At 60.6% G+C, this 16,892-nt stretch carries 16 protein-coding genes; 9 read left to right on the top strand and 7 right to left on the bottom strand.

Going from position 1 to position 16,892, the window contains the following annotated elements:
• The first annotated feature begins 15 nt into the window (after positions 1-15).
• The gene (locus SMD27_RS20350) at positions 16-1,638 is read left to right on the top strand and encodes an RNA-directed DNA polymerase (RefSeq protein WP_320510278.1); all 1,623 of its coding nucleotides are present in this window, start codon (positions 16-18) and stop codon (positions 1,636-1,638) included.
• Between the two features lie 495 nt (positions 1,639-2,133).
• Here the strand turns inward: SMD27_RS20350 and SMD27_RS20345 are convergent, their stop codons facing one another.
• The 3 genes from SMD27_RS20345 to SMD27_RS20335 form a co-directional block, all read right to left on the bottom strand.
• Positions 2,134-2,268, bottom strand: coding sequence for a hypothetical protein (locus SMD27_RS20345; protein WP_320510277.1), 135 nt, complete (start codon positions 2,266-2,268; stop codon positions 2,134-2,136).
• A 40-nt stretch (positions 2,269-2,308) separates the two neighbouring features.
• Positions 2,309-2,899, bottom strand: a complete 591-nt coding sequence (locus SMD27_RS20340; protein WP_320510276.1) for a poly-gamma-glutamate hydrolase family protein — start codon at positions 2,897-2,899, stop codon at positions 2,309-2,311.
• Positions 2,900-3,289: 390 nt separating this feature from the next.
• Positions 3,290-4,036 (bottom strand): SDR family NAD(P)-dependent oxidoreductase, encoded by a 747-nt coding sequence (locus tag SMD27_RS20335; protein ID WP_320510275.1) that lies wholly within the window; start codon positions 4,034-4,036, stop codon positions 3,290-3,292.
• Positions 4,037-4,484: 448 nt separating this feature from the next.
• Between SMD27_RS20335 and SMD27_RS20330 the strand changes: the two genes are divergently transcribed.
• From SMD27_RS20330 to asnB, 4 genes are all read left to right on the top strand, one after another.
• Positions 4,485-5,213 (top strand): DUF3750 domain-containing protein, encoded by a 729-nt coding sequence (locus tag SMD27_RS20330; RefSeq protein ID WP_320510274.1) that lies wholly within the window; start codon positions 4,485-4,487, stop codon positions 5,211-5,213.
• A gap of 178 nt (positions 5,214-5,391) precedes the next feature.
• A complete protein-coding gene (locus SMD27_RS20325; protein WP_320510273.1) occupies positions 5,392-6,018 on the top strand; it encodes a 2OG-Fe(II) oxygenase in 627 nt (208 codons plus the stop codon).
• 118 nt (positions 6,019-6,136) lie between these two features.
• The gene (locus tag SMD27_RS20320) at positions 6,137-6,535 is read left to right on the top strand and encodes a DUF488 domain-containing protein (RefSeq protein ID WP_320510272.1); all 399 of its coding nucleotides are present in this window, start codon (positions 6,137-6,139) and stop codon (positions 6,533-6,535) included.
• 304 nt (positions 6,536-6,839) lie between these two features.
• On the top strand, positions 6,840-8,936 hold the full coding sequence (asnB, locus tag SMD27_RS20315) for an asparagine synthase (glutamine-hydrolyzing) (protein ID WP_320510271.1): 2,097 nt from the start codon (positions 6,840-6,842) through the stop codon (positions 8,934-8,936).
• Between the two features lie 34 nt (positions 8,937-8,970).
• On the opposite strand, the gene SMD27_RS20310 is transcribed toward asnB, so the two are convergent.
• Positions 8,971-9,711: an SDR family NAD(P)-dependent oxidoreductase gene (locus tag SMD27_RS20310; protein WP_320510270.1), complete on the bottom strand. Its 741-nt coding sequence runs from the start codon at positions 9,709-9,711 to the stop codon at positions 8,971-8,973.
• A gap of 213 nt (positions 9,712-9,924) precedes the next feature.
• Positions 9,925-10,473, bottom strand: a complete 549-nt coding sequence (locus SMD27_RS20305; protein WP_320510269.1) for an OsmC family protein — start codon at positions 10,471-10,473, stop codon at positions 9,925-9,927.
• Between the two features lie 349 nt (positions 10,474-10,822).
• On the opposite strand from SMD27_RS20305, the gene SMD27_RS20300 reads away from it, so the two are divergent.
• Entirely contained in the window at positions 10,823-11,200 is a 378-nt protein-coding gene (locus SMD27_RS20300; protein WP_320510268.1) for a winged helix-turn-helix transcriptional regulator, read from the top strand.
• Positions 11,201-11,373: 173 nt separating this feature from the next.
• Positions 11,374-12,963: a protein adenylyltransferase SelO gene (locus SMD27_RS20295; RefSeq protein WP_320510267.1), complete on the top strand. Its 1,590-nt coding sequence runs from the start codon at positions 11,374-11,376 to the stop codon at positions 12,961-12,963.
• A gap of 12 nt (positions 12,964-12,975) precedes the next feature.
• On the opposite strand, the gene SMD27_RS20290 is transcribed toward SMD27_RS20295, so the two are convergent.
• Together SMD27_RS20290 and SMD27_RS20285 are read right to left on the bottom strand one after the other, a co-directional pair.
• Positions 12,976-14,184 carry an MFS transporter gene (locus SMD27_RS20290; RefSeq protein WP_320510266.1) on the bottom strand — a complete coding sequence of 403 codons (1,209 nt, stop codon included), beginning with the start codon at positions 14,182-14,184 and terminating at the stop codon, positions 12,976-12,978.
• A 127-nt stretch (positions 14,185-14,311) separates the two neighbouring features.
• A complete protein-coding gene (locus SMD27_RS20285; protein WP_320510265.1) occupies positions 14,312-15,229 on the bottom strand; it encodes a LysR substrate-binding domain-containing protein in 918 nt (305 codons plus the stop codon).
• Between the two features lie 203 nt (positions 15,230-15,432).
• On the opposite strand from SMD27_RS20285, the gene SMD27_RS20280 reads away from it, so the two are divergent.
• Positions 15,433-16,398 carry a GlxA family transcriptional regulator gene (locus SMD27_RS20280; protein WP_320510264.1) on the top strand — a complete coding sequence of 322 codons (966 nt, stop codon included), beginning with the start codon at positions 15,433-15,435 and terminating at the stop codon, positions 16,396-16,398.
• 176 nt (positions 16,399-16,574) lie between these two features.
• The gene (locus SMD27_RS20275; protein ID WP_320510263.1) at positions 16,575-16,889 is read left to right on the top strand and encodes an ArsR/SmtB family transcription factor; all 315 of its coding nucleotides are present in this window, start codon (positions 16,575-16,577) and stop codon (positions 16,887-16,889) included.
• Positions 16,890-16,892 lie beyond the last annotated feature (3 nt).

The following is a 16,892-nucleotide window of genomic DNA, read 5'->3' as shown; positions in this document are numbered from 1 at the left end:
GCGTGGAATACGTATGTGGGCGGACTTTCACGCCGCGACCAAGAGAAGCATCCCCGCCCATCGATTGCTTGTCGATATGACCTTGCGCGTCGAGGACACTCGCGCCGGCTCCTCAGCATTGTAAATCCTGTAAACCAATTGTACCTGATATTTGAGATCGCGAGTTTATACCCGCAGTTGACGTCATTTAGTCAAAAATCTCGATTTTCTTTGACACCGGTAAAAGTCGAACTAAATGCAATACGAGCAGTTCCGTTGCCGCCATTCTCTGGTCTAGCAGAGCTTCGGTTAAAGGCGTATGCAACTCGTTCACATATCCTATCGACAGATATCGCGCGCTTCTATCAATCTATTTATACTCACTCAATTCCTTGGGCACTGCACGGCAAGGAGTTAGCAAAATTAAACCGAAATGTTCGTGATCTGGCATACTACGGCAACAGGTTAGATTTCCTGGTACGGCAGTGTCAGGATGGTCAAACAAAGGGGATTCCTGTTGGGCCCGACACATCTCGAATTATTTCAGAGCTTCTGCTATCTGCGATCGATGAACGCGCGGACCAGTTGTCAGGAAATAAGATCCTTGCCGGATACAGATACATAGATGACGTATTCTACTGCTTCTCATCTTTGGTCGATGCAGAGGCCTATCTCAATAGCTTGAGAGACGCTGTCCATCATTATGAGTTAGAATTGAATCCTGAAAAAACACGTTGTCAAACAACGCTTAGCTTTAACGAAGAAACGTGGCCTCATAAAGTGGCCGCAATGCGCATTCACCGAGATGGGAAAAGCCAACGCCAGAGCTTATTCCGCTATTTTTCGTCGATGCTTGAGATAGCAGCTGGGCACTCAAGCGAAAGCATCGCAGTGTTTGCAATCAAAGCAACTACTACAGCTCGAATCTCCCGGGAAAACTGGGATATTTACGAAGCTTTCCTTCTCCGTATATCGCGCGAACATACTAACACTGTCGACTTGGTCACGAAGATTATTTGCACTTATGCAGCAATGGGGTATCCGATTTCTCCAATGGTAGATGGCTGGGTAAACGATTTACTTGTCACTCATGTTCCTGCAAATCATCATTTCGAAGTTTCGTGGGCCCTTTGGGCTGCTATCAGCCTAGAACGAAAACTAACTGGGGTAACTGTTGATGCGCTGTCAAAGACCGACAACTCCGTTTGTGCATTGCTAGCTCTGCGTGCTCAGGAGCTCAATCTTTGCGAAAAATCACTTGCCACCGCGGTTTGGTTTGGAAACCTCTCACCCCAAGCTTTTTATGAAGATCGATGGCTATTGCTCTATGAGGCTATCGCTAATGGGTGGCTGACTAGTGCACCTGCAGACATGTTATCCGAACCTTTTTTCTCCACACTCTTGCAGGAGAAAGTTCGCTTCTTCTTAAAAAACGCTCGAAATCTTCCGATTAACGTTCCTGGTGGGGACAGAATTTTGAAAGGCCGAAGAAGACGCCAACGAAGCAGCGTGCTCCCAGGAAATATCTACGTTCCAAAATCTAAGGCCGAGATTCAAGAACGCCTGGAATTTGAAGAGCTGAGTGGAGATTATGGTGATGAAAACGGTGATATTTTTAATGAATACATCGATTATGATGCATTATTCGGGATAGAGTAGTGCAAAGCGCCTTTACGTCCTGACCGATGTTGCGATGAAGATTCACGCTCGGGTGAATTAGCTAATTGTCGGATTATTGAAGTAACCCCAGAAACAAATGACCTTTGCCGATCATAACGAGGATTCACTCGCGGTGACCCATTTCGCCTGCAAGATGCAGACCTGATTTTACACTATGATCATGCCGTTAGCTATGAATGGCTCGTCTAGTATCCGACGCGAAGGCAGGACTCAAGCTGCACCGCCATCCACTTTCATATTAGCACCCGTGACAACGCCGCTTCTGAATTGGCCAGATAGGCGACCAAGCTGGCGACTTCTTCGGACTTGCCGAGGCGCGTGAGTGCGACGGGTGCTACAATTTTTTGGTGCCTGAGGTCTGGCACACGGCGGGCAGGAGGTCTGGACGCGGCCGGGTTGGACGTTCTTGACGGTGATGCGCGGGCCAAGATCACGGACGAGGCCACGGGTCAGGTTGGCGCCCCCCCTTTGGTCCTAGACGGCCTGTTCGGGTGCCGACATGAAGTCGCTGCTGACCCTGCCGACATTGATGATCCGCCCGCTCTCCTTCATATGGCGCACGGCTTCCTGCGTCGCGATGAAAAGGCCATTGATATTGACCGCGATCATGCGGTCGGATGGTCCTGCCGGCCTTCGAATCAACTGCTCATCAGCTTTGCAGCGCCTGCGAAATCGCCTGCCGGACGCTGCGGGCGAAGAGGCTGAGCGCGTCCTCGTCATCTCGGAGGTTATCCCGCAACCCGCGCGTCAATTCGAGTTGCGCGCCGGCTTGCTGCCGCCCCTTGTTGCAGATGTTGTCCGGCGAATTGGCGGCATGACTGCCGGACGTATCGATCTCGCTGACGAAGCCGGCGGCGTTGAGGGCGGTGCAGATTTCATCCCGGAGCGCGGTATCCAGGCCGCCGACATAGACGTTGCTGCCCGTGCCCGCCAGGCCGTGAAGGGCTAGAACGCGATCGCAGCGCCCAATCAACTCCAGGCAGAGCGGTTCGTCGAAGCGGGTTGAGGTGACGTGGAGATCGCCATGGGGCCGGTTCTTCCTGATCCCCTCGAACAGATAAAGACAATAGGTCTTGCCCGCGATGGCGACAGCGAGCTCCGTCGTGCCGGGTTCGATCTGCCCGCCATGGGGCGCGATGATGGCGGCTGAGAGATCGCGGGCCAGCACGCGGATCCGATAATCGGTGCCGCCGGTTTCATGTTCGGCAAGTTCGGCGAAATTCTCGTATCGATCAGGCATCGTGACCTCCCATCGTGACCACCCGCTGCGGGGACAGGGACGGCGCAGCGTCCTCGATCAGGGAACCACTTGAGATCGGTATTTTACGCCAGGCGGCAAGGCGCCGCTATGTCCGACTGTCACGGCCGCATGCCGCATCGTCCGGGCTTCTCCCTTCCCATCCCCGGCGGGAGGCGGCGGTCCTGCTATTAAAGCCGCCTCCATGTTCCGCTAACCTTTGGCAGCTATGTCCCTATGGTCCGTTCGGGAGAAAGGGGGCCGGCAACAGCAGGCCGCATCATGGCGTTTTGGAATTCCTTCGGGAATGCGCCCGAATGGAAATGCGTCGGCGGAGAATGCGTGGGTTCCGAGATGTCGATCCTCGATTCGATGCCGTGGGTTGCGGGGCCGTCAAGCAGAAGCACCACCATCGACCTTCATATTGGCGCCGGTCACGAAGGAGGATTCGGCGCTGGCGAGATAGGCGACGAGGCTGGCGACTTCTTCAGACTTGCCCAGGCGCTTGAGCGCGACGGGCTCGCGAACTTTCTCGCCTCCCGGGGCGCTGGATATGGCACGCAGGAGGTCGGTCTCGACACGGCCGGGCTGAACATTGTTGACGGTGATGCCGCGGGGCCCCAGATCGCGGGCGAGGCCGCGGGTGAGGCTGGCGACCGCACCCTTCGTCATGGCATAGACGGCGTGTTCGGGGACCGGCATGAAGTCGCTGCTGACGCTGCCGATATTGATGATCCGCCCGCCCTCCTTCATATGGCGCACGGCTTCCTGCGCCGCAATGAAGGGGCCCTTGATATTGACCGCGATCATGCGATCGAATTTCTCAAGCGGATAAGAGTCAATGGTGCCGGGAATCTCGATAGCGGCATTGTTGACCAGGATATCCAGCCGACCGAAGACTTCCACCGTCTCGGCCACCGCGGCCTTCACCGCCTCGGCATCGCCGCTATCGGCGCGAATGGCGAGCGCCACGCCGCCGGCCTTGCCGATCGCCTTGACCAAAGCCTCGGCCGGCTGCTTCGCCGTCACATAGGTAAAGGCGACGGCCGCACCTTCGGCGCATAACCGTTCCACAATGGCCGCGCCAATACCGCGCGCGCCGCCGGTGACCAAGGCAACCTTATTCTTCAAGCGAGTCATGAGACGTCTCTCTCTCAGTTTGTTGTCCCCGATGACCAGCCCAGAACTTGGATTAGTGATGTGATGTTTTTTATTTGATGTTTTTCAGGAATTGTATCGATGCAATCTGGCGGGTGATGCAGTCTCCTCAACGCGGCAACCGCAATTCGCCGGGACATGACGTGGCGCAGGTCCGGCGCGGTGCGCTCATCTAAGGCAGCGAAACTGACGGCTCGCTGTCAGGTGAAAGTACAACGCTTCCAAGAATGAAATGGCGCTTTGCGGTGGACAGGAGAGTGATGGGCATCACATTGCGTAATTGTCTTTTGGCTCATCCGGCGGCTTTACCCGATGCGCTTGCCACATCCTCACTTATCGCTTTCGCTTTACTTCACACCCGCATCCATGCCCTGCTCAATAAGGTCGGCATTGAGCAGCGGTTGTGCCCCCTATGAGTGGAACAGTCAGAGTGTTGTTAACGGCTTTCCTGGTTGTCTTCGTCCTGCCCCTCATCCTATCGGCCGGTCTTCATTTCACAGGGGATTATGACCGCGACTGGCGCAATGCGGACCGGTCGAGCACCGGCTTGCTGAAGCCGGCCGCGGAAAATCCGGCGGCCGTCATCCGCATCTTCGCGGCGCGGACGGTGCGGTGGCGCGGGATCTTCGCCAGTCATTGCTGGATCGTGATCAAGGCGCCGGGTGCCGCGGATTATACGCGCTATGACTATACCGCCTGGGGCGAGCCGATCCGGGTCAACGGCTTTGCGGCGGATGGGCGCTGGTTCGGCCGCGATCCGGAGCTGATCTATGCGCTGGATGGCGAGGCGGCGGCGCGGCTGATCCCGCGCATCCAGGCGGCGATCACCAATTATGCCTTTTCCAAACAGGGCGATTACCGCGCCTGGCCGGGGCCGAATTCCAATACCTTCGTCGCGGCGATCCTGGATAAGGTACCGGAGATCGACGTGACCCTGCCCAATGTCGCCATTGGCAAGGATTATCCCTATGACGGGCGCTGGCTGCGCGCGACACCGTCCGGCACCGGCTTCCGCCTCAGCCTGGGCGGCTATGGCGGCCTCACGCTCGGCCTGCGCGAGGGGCTGGAGATCAACGTGCTGGGCGCGGTCTTCGGCCTGGACTGGCGGCGCCCGGCGGTGGAGCTGCCGGGGCTGGGGCGCTTTGGGATGCAGGGGTGAGTGGCCTGAGATAGCCGTTCTCCCGGACGTACAGACGCACGAGCTTCGCGAAACTCATCGTCATGTTGCGGTAACGTTTTGCCGTTATGCCGGAACGGTCATTGCGACGCGCTCTCATTGCGCCGATATGGAACTTACGCAAGAATGCGCGCCGAGATTAACGGAGTAATTTCCTAGCATGTCGATGTTTGACCTTAAGGCCTTCGACCGGGCAAAACTGCAAAGCGATCCATGCGATTTCATCCTGGTGCCCGGCTTCGTCACGCCGGAAGCGATTGATGCCATCAATGCGGATTATCCGGCCATCACCCGGGCAGGGAATTTTCCACCCGAGGAGCTGAGCCCCGGGCCGGCCTTCCAGGCGATGCTGGACCAGTTGAACGCGCCGGAGCTGAAGGAGCGCTTCGCCGAGAAATTCGGGATGGATCTCAGCGACTGTCCCATGCAGCTCACCGTGCGCAAATATGCCGAGGCTTCCGACGGCAATGTCCATAACGATTCGAGTTCGAAATTCCTCACCGTGCTGATCTATCTCAACAAGGAATGGCATGCGCCGGGCGGGCAGCTGCGCTTGTTGCGGGACCCGGCCAATATCGAGGATTATGTGGTCGAAGTGCCGCCGGTCAACGGCGCGATGCTGGCCTTCCGGCGCAACGAACGCTCGTTCCACGGCTTCCCCGCCTATATCGGCGAACGGCGGTCGGTGCAATTCTATTGGGTGAAGCCGAAACGCGCGGAACGCGGCGAGAAACCTTTCCGCATCAAACGCTGGCTGAAGCGGCTCCGCAAGATCCGGAAGCGCTAAAACAGGCAGGGTCAGTCGCGGCCGCAGCGTCCTTGCTATCCCGTCAAGCAAACCGAGCAAGCGACCAGATGGGGCCAGTGACAAACGGGGCAAGCCGTCAAGTGGGGGAGGAACAGGGATGGCCGTGCGGATCGTGCGCCTGGGGGAGAAGCGGCAGAAGGATGAAGGCCTGCGGATCGGCACGGTGCGGCGCCCGCCGCGCGGCGTGAAGAAGAGCGATTTCGCCAAACGCGACTTCTACGATGTCTGGATGCCGATTCTCTCGCCCAGCGCCGAGCTGGTGAAGCAGGCGCTGGCGGCGCAGGCCAATAACGATGAGCCAGCCTGGCGCGGCTTTGTCAAACACTTCCGCACGGAGATGAAAGAAGGCGACGCAACGCATCTCTTGGACATGCTGGCGGCCCTGTCGCATCAGACCAATTTCTCGGTCGGCTGCTATTGCGAAGATGAAAAGCATTGCCACCGCTCGGTGCTGCGCGCGCTCTTGAAAGAGCGCGGGGCGCAGATACGAGACTGAAGGATTAGGACATTGTCCCGACATTGCACCAAAATGTGCGATCGCTGAAAAGGCGCATGCGAAAATTCGCATATACCGCGAACTGCATCCAGGCAGCGCGAGCGAAACTAGCGTAGTCTGACGCAACGGACAGCCGCTGGACAGGCTTCAGCTGCATCGTCCGATGGCCCGAGCAATCCCTTACATACCTGCAGCCGCCATGGCGGCAGCGAACAGATCGCAATCAGGGGCACTTATCATCCATTGCAGGCCGTCGACGCATTCTTGCCGCGACGGTTCTTGGATAACAGGGACAGGAGCGACCATGTGCGGATTCGCCGGAGAAATCACCTGGGGCGAAACGACGCGGTCATCGCGTCGCCGCGCCGATGCCGAACGGGTACTGCCGATGCTGCAGGCGATCCTGCATCGCGGACCGGACGAGGTGGGGATGTGGCTGGATCCGGCAGGCAGCGCCTGCTTCGCCCATGCGCGGCTGTCGCTGGTCGATCCCGATGGCGGCCAGCAGCCGATGCGCGACGCAGCCGAGCAGGTGGTGATCGTCTATAACGGCGAGACCTATGGTTTCGAGCGCGCCCGTGCGGCTTTGGCGGCCGAGGGTGTCGCGTTCCAGACGCGCTGCGACACCGAGGTGCTGCTGCAGCTCTATCTGCATTACGGGCCGGATTTCGTGCGCGAGCTGGAAGGCGAATTCGCCTTCGTGCTGCTGGACCGCCGGCATGGTCTCGCCATGCTGGCGCGCGACCGCTTCGGCGTGAAGCCGCTTTTCATTGCCGAGGCGCAGGGGATATTGCTGTTCGGATCGGAAGCGAAAGCGATCCTGGCGCATCCCTTCTGCGAGCGGCGCATCGATGCGGCGGCGCTGAACCGGCGGCTGCAAGGCGTGTTCCTGCCGCAGGAGAGTCTTTTCGCCGGGATCAGCGCGGTCGAACCCGGCAGCTATCTGTTGGCCTGGCGTGACGGCAGCACCACCACGCGGCGCTATGCCGATCTCGACCCGGCAGCGATGGGCAGCACGCCGATGCGCTTCGAGGAAGCAACCGAGGCGCTGGAGCCGCTGATGGCCCAGGCGGTGAAGCGGCGCTTCCATGGCGATGCGCCGGTCGGGCTGTTTCTTTCCGGCGGCATCGATTCTGGTTCGGTCGCGGCTTTCGCGGCGGAGGTCAGCGGCGGCGTCAGCACGGCGCGGCACCTGACCGCCTATTCGATCGATTTCACCGACAGTCCCGACAGCGAAGGCGCCGCGGCGGCCGCGACGGCATCGGCGCTGGGCTTGCGGCAGGTGATGCTGCCGGTGAGCACGGCAGATCTGGAAGCCGCCTATGCCGATACTGTCTGGCATGCCGAGACGCTGATGCCGAATACCCATGGCGTCGCCAAGCTGCTGCTGGCGCGGCAGGCGAAAAACGAGGTCAAGGCGGTGCTGACCGGCGAAGGTGCGGATGAGCTGCATGGCGGCTATGTTTATTTCCGCCATGCGGCTTTGCTTGCGGCAGCGCGCGACGATCGGGGCGTGGCCGCCGATCTCGCGCGGATGTTGCGCGAGCATGGGCCGCGCGACGGCGTGCTGCCGCAGATCAAGCCGGGCTTGCGGCAGCGGGCGATGTGGCGCGATGGTGGGCGCGATCATGACGGCGTGCCTTACGTGGCGCTGCGGACGGTGATCGCCGCGCGGGCCGGGCGTTGGCTGACCAATAGCGCCTTCCAGCACCAGATATCCGCCGATGACGGCGAATCACATGCCGCGCACCATCTGCTACGCTGGCTGGCACAGCGCTCGCCCCAGGCGCGCAGCCTTGACGATATCAGCCTGTCGCGCCTCCTCTCCGCCCTCACCGATCTCGCCGGCTATAATCTCTGCGTCCTGGGCGACCGGGTGGAGATGGCGACCGGGTTGGAAGCGCGGCTGCCCTTCCTCGACCGCGATGTGGCGGACTTCTTCTGGCGCCTGCCGACGGAGCTGCATCACGGCAACGGCCAGGATGACGGCCGACATCCCTATGGCGAGAGCAAGCGCGTGCTGCGTGCGGTCCTGGCAAAACGCTTGCCGGAGACGGCGTTGCGGCCGAAGCGCACCTTCATGACGCCGACCGCCTTCTCCTGCCATATGCTGCGCAGCGAACTCGCGCGGCAATGGCTGAACCCGGCGGCGATCAAACGGGCGGGGATCTTCAAGCCCGGCATGCTCAGCGCCGTTTACCGCTCGGTCGGGCTGTGGGGGCGACACCGGATTTATGCCTATCAGCTCGCTTCCTATCTCAGCATGGCGATCTCGACACATCTGATCCAGGACATGTTCTGCGAAAATTTCGCCGCCAATCTGCAGCAACGGGCGTCGATGTCGCTGGCGGAGCTGCGTCAACGCCTGGGCCTCGGCGGACCGATCGACCGAGCTGCTTGAACCCGGGGTTGATTTGAGGGCATCGGCGGCCGAGTCAGAATTGCTCCTTGAAGGGCCGCAGGTCCAATTCTTGGGTCCAGGCGGAGGGATGCTGACAATGAAGCTGCCAGTATGCCTCGGCGATCGCCTCGGTGCTGAGGAGCCCGTTCTCGCCTCGCTCCTGCACGAGCTGAGGGAAGCGGCTGTGCAAGCGCTCGCCATCGATTCCGCCATCGATGATGACATGCGCGACATGCAGGCCAAATGGCCCGTATTCCCGCGCCATGCTCTGCGCAATCGCACGCAACCCAGCCTTCGCCGCGGCGAAGTGGGCAAACCCGGGTTTGCCGCGCAGGCTGGCTGAGGCGCCGGTAAAGATCACCGTGCCGCGGCCGAACGGCACCAGCCGGCGTGCCGCCTCGCGCCCCACCAAGAAACCAGAAAGACAGCCGGCGCGCCAGAAATCCTCAAAGGTTTCGACCGAAACCTCGCGGAAATCCAGGCGCTGGTTATTACCCGGATTGGAAACGATGAGATCGACCGGCGCGCGCCCGTCGCCAGGCGACATGCCACGGTCGAACAGGCGAAGCACATCGGCTTCGCGCGTTGCATCGGTCCGAACTGCCTCGGCGCTGCCTCCGGCAGCTCGGATGGTTGCAACAACCTTGTTGAGCTTCGCCTCGGTTCGGCCGGCGACGAGCACATGATAGCCCTGCGCGGCAAAGCGCCGGCAGAGCGCGGCGCCGAGGCCCTGCTGGGCCCCTACTCCGACAACGATGGCGGTACGTGCAGTCATGTCCTGGCTCCTCTCTTGATAAAGGTGAGCGCGGCTCGCCACGAAGCTCCTCCCGGGAGTGGCGATACTTTCATCGAACCCGGGCCACGATTGAGTCGCTCAAAGTCTTTACCGCCATCAGGCACGAGTGTCATCCCGCCCGATCGGAGCCCGGGAAACCGCTGCAGCCAAGAACCTTCCTCAACATATTCCGGCGAAGTCTCCTTCTGAACTTCAGACAAGACGCGTCGCTATCTTGACCGGATTGGCAAGCGTATCATGAATAGGTGAGTTATTCGGCAGTTCCCGAATCAGTTCTTCGAGTTGCGCCCGGCTTGCCGCATCGCTGGACATCTTGACGTCAACCTTTATTGCCTGAGCGCCCTTGCGCACGGATTTGTCGAGGCCGAGGAAGCCGTTGAGATCGATATCGAAACTCAGATCGAGTTCGAGCTCGTTCAAGTCGATTCCCTTGCTGGCGGCCATCGCCGCAAGAGTTACCGTATAACAGCCCGCGAGTGCATGAAGCACGTGTTCCGCCGGGTTCATGCCGGTATCGGTGCCAAGCAACGCTACCGGCTCATCACTGATGAGAGAAGACTTGCCATTGCGTGCCTCATCCGCCTGGCCATTCTGTAGCAGCGGTCCCGTCTGCGAGACGGCTGCAAGACCGCCAGTCGCCTTTCCGTTGATTTTGAACGTGACCTTGCCGAGTTCCGGCTGCTTGCGAACTGCTTCCTGCGTTTCGCGGATCGCATTGATATCGACAAATGGCTTTTTCATTGCGGACAATTGAACCTCCGTTGGATTTCGCGTCGTCTGGGTAATCCATCCAGCCCGCCGCCTCTGGCGTAGGAGACCAGCGACCGAGCGCCATTCCGGTTGTGACCTCAGGCGGTACTGGCGGCGCACCGCCTGATACTGCGCTGGGATCGCGATCGAAACGCGCCCGTGGGCGTCCAGTGTGTGAAACCGGGGTTGAAAACCGCGGTGGCGATGCTTCTCGCGCTCGGATCGTGGCAAGGCCTTGAGATTTGACCAGGTCCGCCATAGATCTTCCTTGGTCGGCTTCCCCAAAAATTTAATTTCGGTAGCCATCCCCATCTACACACCGTTTGGTCAGTGGTGGCGCATGAAGATCATCAAGAGATTGCCGGGCTTGCCGGTCGAACGGGCGCTAGGTGTCCTCTCTGGACGCTGGAAGGCGGTCATCCTCCATGTGCTGCTGGGTGGCCCGCAGCGTATCTGCGAGCTGGAAAAGCGCATTACCGGCATCTCGCAGAAGGTGTTGATCCAGCAATTGCGCGCGCTTGAGGAACATGGAATGGTCAGGCGACAGCCGAGCGCCGTGGATTCCCAGGGGATCGAGTACCTGCTTACCCCGCTTGGCGAAAGTCTGCGGCCCGTCTTGGAGGCGTTAATGGAATGGGGGACCCATCACGCCAAGGAGCTCAATGAGACACACAGGCTTCTGCCATGCCATGCTGTCGTTCGGAATTCCACGGCCTGACGCTTCAGCGCTCTTTATCCGAGACGGTCAGGACCGGCGGCTAGCTCCGCGCGGGAAGCCTGCAAATGACTGCTTGATCCAAGGGCTGATCTAACGGCATAGCCGGCCTGCGTTGCATCGGAGGGCCGGCTAAGCCATATCTTGTGCATCAGCCATTTCGCGCCGGATCAATCATGCAGAACCTGACCTTCGACAATACCTTCATCCGCGATTTGCCGGGCGACCGCGAAACCGGGCCGCGCCAGCGCCAGGTCGCCGGCGCACTCTATTCGCGGGTCGAGGCGACACCGGTCAGGGCGCCGCGCCTGCTCGCTTATGCACCGGAGGTCGCCAAGTTACTGGGCTTGAGCGAAGCGGATGTCACGGCATCGGATTTCACGGAAGTCTTCGCCGGCAACAAATTATGGCCCGGCATGGAACCCTATGCCGCCAATTACGGCGGCCATCAATTCGGCAACTGGGCCGGGCAATTGGGCGACGGGCGGGCGATCAATCTTGGCGAGGTGGTGAACGGCGCCGGCGAGCGCTGGGAGATCCAGCTCAAAGGTGCCGGCCTCACGCCCTATTCGCGCCATGCCGATGGCCGGGCGGTTCTGCGCTCCTCGATCCGCGAATTCCTCTGCAGCGAGGCGATGCATCATCTCGGGGTGCCGACCACCCGCGGCCTCTGCCTGGTGGCGACCGGCGAGGACGTGGTGCGGGACATGTTCTATGACGGCAGGCCGCGCGCCGAGCAGGGCGCCATCGTCTGCCGCGTCGCGCCGAGCTTCATCCGTTTCGGCAATTTCGAACTGCCTGCGTCACGTGGCGATATCGCGCTGCTGAAGCAGCTGGTCGATTTCACCATCCGCCGGGACTTCCCGCATCTGGCCACTGGCACAACGACGCTCGATCGCGAGGTCTATCAGGCTTGGTTCGCCGAGATCTGCGCCCGCACGGCAAGGATGATCGGGCATTGGATGCGGGTCGGCTTCGTGCATGGCGTGATGAATACCGACAATATGTCGATCCTCGGCCTCACCATCGATTACGGTCCCTATGGCAGGGTCGACAATTTCGATCCCGATTGGACGCCGAACACCACCGACAAGCACACAAGGCGCTATCGCTTCGGCCAGCAGGCCAGCGTCGCCTATTGGAATTTGACGCGCCTCGCCGGCGCGCTGATCTCACTGTTCGACGATGCCGTGGAGCCGCTGCAGGCCGGGTTGCAGCAATATGCCGATACCTATATGGCGGCCGAGGAAAAGATCATCACTGGGAAACTGGGCCTCCGCGAATTCCAGGAAGGCGACCGCGAGCTGATGAGAACCCTGCAGGAATGGCTCGCCAACACCGAGGTCGATATGACGCTGTTCTTCCGCAACCTCGCCGACCTCGATCTCGAAACGCCGGAACTGGCAGGCGACAATCTTCGGCTTATGGAACCAGCTTTTTATGACCAGGAGAAACGGCAGCAAGGCACACCCGCCTTCAATGACTGGCTCGCCCGTTATGCCAACCGCGTGTCGCAGGATGCGCTGCCGGCGGCGGAGCGGCGGGGCCGGATGAATGCGGTCAATCCGCGCTATGTGCTGCGCAACTACCTGGCGCAGCAGGCGATCGACCGCGCCGAGCAGGGCGATACCGGCGGCATTCAGGATCTATTGGATGTCATGCGTAATCCCTATGACGACCAGCCGGGACGTGAGGCTTTTGCCGAACGCCGGCCGGACTGGGCGCGTAACCGGGCCGGCTGTTCGATGCTGTCCTGCAGCTCTTAAAAATCGCCGATCTTAGAAACGGCGCGCGAAGAGTGCGGTAATCAGCCCGCCGACCAGGACGAGACTGCCGGCCGCGGTCATTGCATTGACGATGCCGGCATGATCGACCAGCAGCCCGCCGACCAGCGCGCCAGAAGACAGCGCCACCTGCACCACTGACACCAGCAGCCCCTGCCCGGCTTCCGGATTGTCCGGTACCGCCTTGAACATCCAATTGGTGATGGCGACCGGAATGGCACCGAAAGCGAAGCCCCAGAGCCCCACCAGGGCGGTGATCAGCAACTGGCCCTCGGTAGCATGCGGCGCCGCGATCACGGTGAGGCCGAGGATGACGGTGATGCCGATCATGGCGCCGCCGAGGCTGCGCGCCGTCGCCCGCTCGCCGATGAAGGTGGCGACGATGCCGGTCAGACCATAGACCAGGAGCAGCAAGGCAATATAGTCCGGCGCCAGCCCGATGACCTGCTGAAGCAGCGGCTTCAGGTAGGTATAGGCAGCGAACTGGCCAATGAAGAGAAAGATGCAGACCAGATAGCCGATGCGGGCCATGGGCCAGCGTAGCGGCGCAAAGAGATGCCGCAACCCCACAGCCTGCTGCGCCGGCAAGGGTGGCAGGAGCAGGATCTGCGACAGCAGCACCAAAGCAGTGAAGCCGGCGGTTAGTCCGAAAGCCGCCCGCCAGCCAAAGAGATCGCCAATCAGCGCGCCGGCCGGCACACCACAAACGGTGCCCACCGAGATACCAGCGAGGACCAAGGCCACTGCACGGCTGCCCGCAACCTCCGGCACAAGGCGGCGGCCGATATTGGTGGCGAAGGACCAGAAACCACCGACACAGATTCCGAGCAGTACTCGGCCGATCAGGAGAACCGGAAAACTGGGCGCCAAAGCAGCCACACTGTTGGAGACGATCAACAGGCCCATCAAGGCCCAGAGAACATAGCGCCGGTCCAGCCCGCCGGAGAGCATGATCAGCGTCGGTGCGGCGATCGCTGCCGCAGCGGCCGGCATGGTCACCATCAAACCGGCCGTGCCGTCACTGACCCGCAACCCCGCGGCGATATCGGTCAATAGGCCGATCGGCAGGAATTCGGTGGTCACCATGACGAAGCTGCCCACCGCGATGGAAAGCACAGCGGCCCAAGCGGCGATATCGGCGCGTGGTGTATTGCGGCAGTCGTCATGCGGTGAAGGCAGGCAAGCGGCATGGTCGCTGGACATGACCGGGGTCCATTGGACTGGGATAAATTGAATCGATGATGGGGCTCGCCTGATAGCCGATGGAGCCGGCGCTGTCGATATCCGTTTCTGCCCTTCCTGACGCCTTTCTGCGCAATTGGGCGACCGCTCAGATAAAATCCGGGTCCTGCGCGATCTGTTCCTGCATCCAGGCAGTGAAACGCTGAATGCGGGGCTCCTGGGCGCGCTCCTTGCGGCAGACCAGATACCAGCCGCCGGGCTGCTTGGCGCTGATATTGAAGGGCCGCACCAGACGGCCGCTTTTCAAATCCTCCGCGACCAGGAAATGCGGCGCCAGCGCCACACCCTGGCCATCGATCGCCGCCGCCAATGCCAGCAGATAAGAATCGAATTTCGGCACAGCACGGCCATTGAGATGGCTGCGGCCCTTGAGATGGGGAATGCCGGCAGCGGCGCGCCAGACCTCCCAATCTTCTTCCTTGTTGAAAAGCTGCAGCAGAGCGTGATCGGCGAGATCGGCCGGCCGCTTCAATCCCTTTTTCGCCAAAGCCGGACTGCAGACAACTTCCAGCCGTGCCGGCGCGAGAAAGGTGAAATGGTAGCTGGGGTCGCCCGTGTCATCGGTGCAGACCATGCCGAGATCGGCGGTGCTGGGGTCGAAATGCCAGTAGAAATGACTGGTATTGAAGCGCACCAGGATATCGGGATTGACCGCCTGGAAATGATGCAGCCGCGGGATCAGCCAGCGCGCCGCCACGGTGACATAAACCTGCACCATGAGATCGTCGGTGGTGGCGACGCGGAGCACCAGATCGGTTCCCTGGCTGATGCGATCGAAGGCGTCGCGCAGGAAGGGATAATAAAGCGCGCCGGCCTCGGTCAGTTCGACCCGCCGGGCGGTGCGGTGAAACAAGGCCGTGCCAAGACGTTCCTCCAGCCCGGCGATCTGATGGCTGACTGCCGATTGGGTGATGCTCAGCTCCTCCGCCGCGGCACGGAAACTGGAAAGCCGCGCCGCCGCTTCGAATGCCCGCAAGGCCGTAAGAGAAGGTATCTGCCGCCGCATAAAGATTGGTTAGATGACTTTTTCTCATCTGACAATGACATAGTCTCGCTTGCGCGGTGGATCACGCAAGGCATGCTTGGACCACCGCATAAATGGCGGCAACTGCCAGCAGAGCCGATCCGATGCAGCCGATGCAAGAGCTTCGATCCCCTTCCCCGCGGCCTGCCCTGCCGGCGGTCTTGCCGTCGGCGACGATGCCCCTTTTGCGGCGAAGTCTGGCAACCGGCCGGATCGAGATCACCATCCTGATGCTGCCGGGTTTCCCGCTTTATGAGCTGGCGGCGCTTTGCGACACATTCGGCATCGCCAATGCCCGGGCCCGCCGCACCGTCTTCACTTGGCAACTGCTCAGCAGCGATGGCCTGCCAGTCCTTTGTTCGCTCGGCACGGCGGTACAACCGGCCCGCGCCATTTGCGGCGAAGAGTGCCCGGATAATATCGTGCTGCTGAGCGGCGACGAGGCCATAGCCGACCAAAAGCTCTTGGCCTGGCTGCGGCGCGCCGCCGCCCGACACAGTCACATTCTCGCCAGCGGCGATGCCGTGCCGCTGCTTGCCGAAGCCGGCCTGCTCGATGGCAGAGGCTGTACCGCGCCATGGCCGCTGCAAGACAGTCTCAGCGAGACCTGGCCCGACCTCGACCTGCAGGACCGCCTCTATGTCGCCGATAACCGTCGCCTGACCTGCGCCGGTAAGAAGGCGCTGATCGATTTCGCCCTCGCCTGCACGGCCGAAGCCCTGGACGAGCGGTCCACCCGTGCGATCGCCGATGCGCTCAATCACGATCGCCTGCGCCCGGGGACGGAAAGCCAGCATATCTGCCCTGCCGGCGCCCGCGGCATCCGGAACCCGACGGTGCTGCAGGCCCTGGAAATTATCGATGCGCATCTGGCCGAGCCGATCTCCACGGAAGAGCTGGCGGAGCAGGTCGGCATTTGTCCACGCCAGCTGCAACGACTGTTCAAACGCTGTTTCGGCGCCGCCCCCAGCCAGTTCGCCATGCAGCGCCGCATGCAGCGCGCCCGACACTTGCTGCATCAGACCCAGATGAGCATCACGGAAGTCGGCACCGCCCTCGGCTTCGTCTCATTATCCCATTTTTCGCGCTGCTATATGCGCGCCTTCGGGCGCCAACCCCGGCAAGACCGGCTGCGGCTGATCTGCGATTAAGATCGAAAACACCTTGCGAACTGTGCTGAAAGCGGTGTGTCAAGATCGCGGTAATGCCGGTTTCAATTTCAATCTAAAACTCATTGCTGCGCCAACGCACGAGGACTCAAGATCTATTTCGATAAATGCCGAAATAAGCTCTTGACCACAGAGGGGCTCAGATACACAATATTTCCATGAAACTCGAATTAGCAGCTAGCCAACTTGAAGCCTTGGGCAATCCGACCCGCTTACAGGTATATCGTGCCCTGGTAAGAGCAGGTGATGACGGCCTGCCGGTAGGGAGTTTGCAGGACAAGATTGGAATTGCCGCATCGACCCTGTCGCATCACCTGAAGAACTTGGTTGCGAATGGCCTAATCACACAGGAGCGGCAGGCAACAACTCTCATCTGCCGAGCCAATTACACAGCTATGAATTCCCTCGTCGATTACCTTGTTGCTGAATGCTGCGTTGATGCCGCTTGCAAGCCAAGAGGCAAAGCCGCCTGATTT

Origin of the sequence: Dongia soli, assembly GCF_034044715.1 — a bacterium.
Taxonomy (GTDB): Bacteria; Pseudomonadota; Alphaproteobacteria; order Dongiales; family Dongiaceae; genus Dongia_B; species Dongia_B soli.
This window is presented reverse-complemented; position numbering and strand designations above follow the sequence as displayed.

Excerpts from the sequence above, each read along its gene's own strand:
- SMD27_RS20295 (WP_320510267.1), top strand. The coding sequence starts at position 11,374 with ATGCAGAACCTGACCTTCGACAATACCTTCATCCGCGATTTGCCGGGC.
- SMD27_RS20320 (WP_320510272.1), top strand. The coding sequence starts at position 6,137 with ATGGCCGTGCGGATCGTGCGCCTGGGGGAGAAGCGGCAGAAGGATGAA.
- SMD27_RS20300 (WP_320510268.1), top strand. The coding sequence starts at position 10,823 with ATGAAGATCATCAAGAGATTGCCGGGCTTGCCGGTCGAACGGGCGCTA.
- SMD27_RS20275 (WP_320510263.1), top strand. The coding sequence starts at position 16,575 with ATGAAACTCGAATTAGCAGCTAGCCAACTTGAAGCCTTGGGCAATCCG.
- SMD27_RS20340 (WP_320510276.1), bottom strand. The coding sequence starts at position 2,899 with ATGCCTGATCGATACGAGAATTTCGCCGAACTTGCCGAACATGAAACC.
- SMD27_RS20335 (WP_320510275.1), bottom strand. The coding sequence starts at position 4,036 with ATGACTCGCTTGAAGAATAAGGTTGCCTTGGTCACCGGCGGCGCGCGC.
- SMD27_RS20325 (WP_320510273.1), top strand. The coding sequence starts at position 5,392 with ATGTCGATGTTTGACCTTAAGGCCTTCGACCGGGCAAAACTGCAAAGC.
- SMD27_RS20285 (WP_320510265.1), bottom strand. The coding sequence starts at position 15,229 with ATGCGGCGGCAGATACCTTCTCTTACGGCCTTGCGGGCATTCGAAGCG.
- SMD27_RS20310 (WP_320510270.1), bottom strand. The coding sequence starts at position 9,711 with ATGACTGCACGTACCGCCATCGTTGTCGGAGTAGGGGCCCAGCAGGGC.
- asnB (WP_320510271.1), top strand. The coding sequence starts at position 6,840 with ATGTGCGGATTCGCCGGAGAAATCACCTGGGGCGAAACGACGCGGTCA.
- SMD27_RS20305 (WP_320510269.1), bottom strand. The coding sequence starts at position 10,473 with ATGAAAAAGCCATTTGTCGATATCAATGCGATCCGCGAAACGCAGGAA.
- SMD27_RS20345 (WP_320510277.1), bottom strand. The coding sequence starts at position 2,268 with ATGATCGCGGTCAATATCAATGGCCTTTTCATCGCGACGCAGGAAGCC.
- SMD27_RS20290 (WP_320510266.1), bottom strand. The coding sequence starts at position 14,184 with ATGTCCAGCGACCATGCCGCTTGCCTGCCTTCACCGCATGACGACTGC.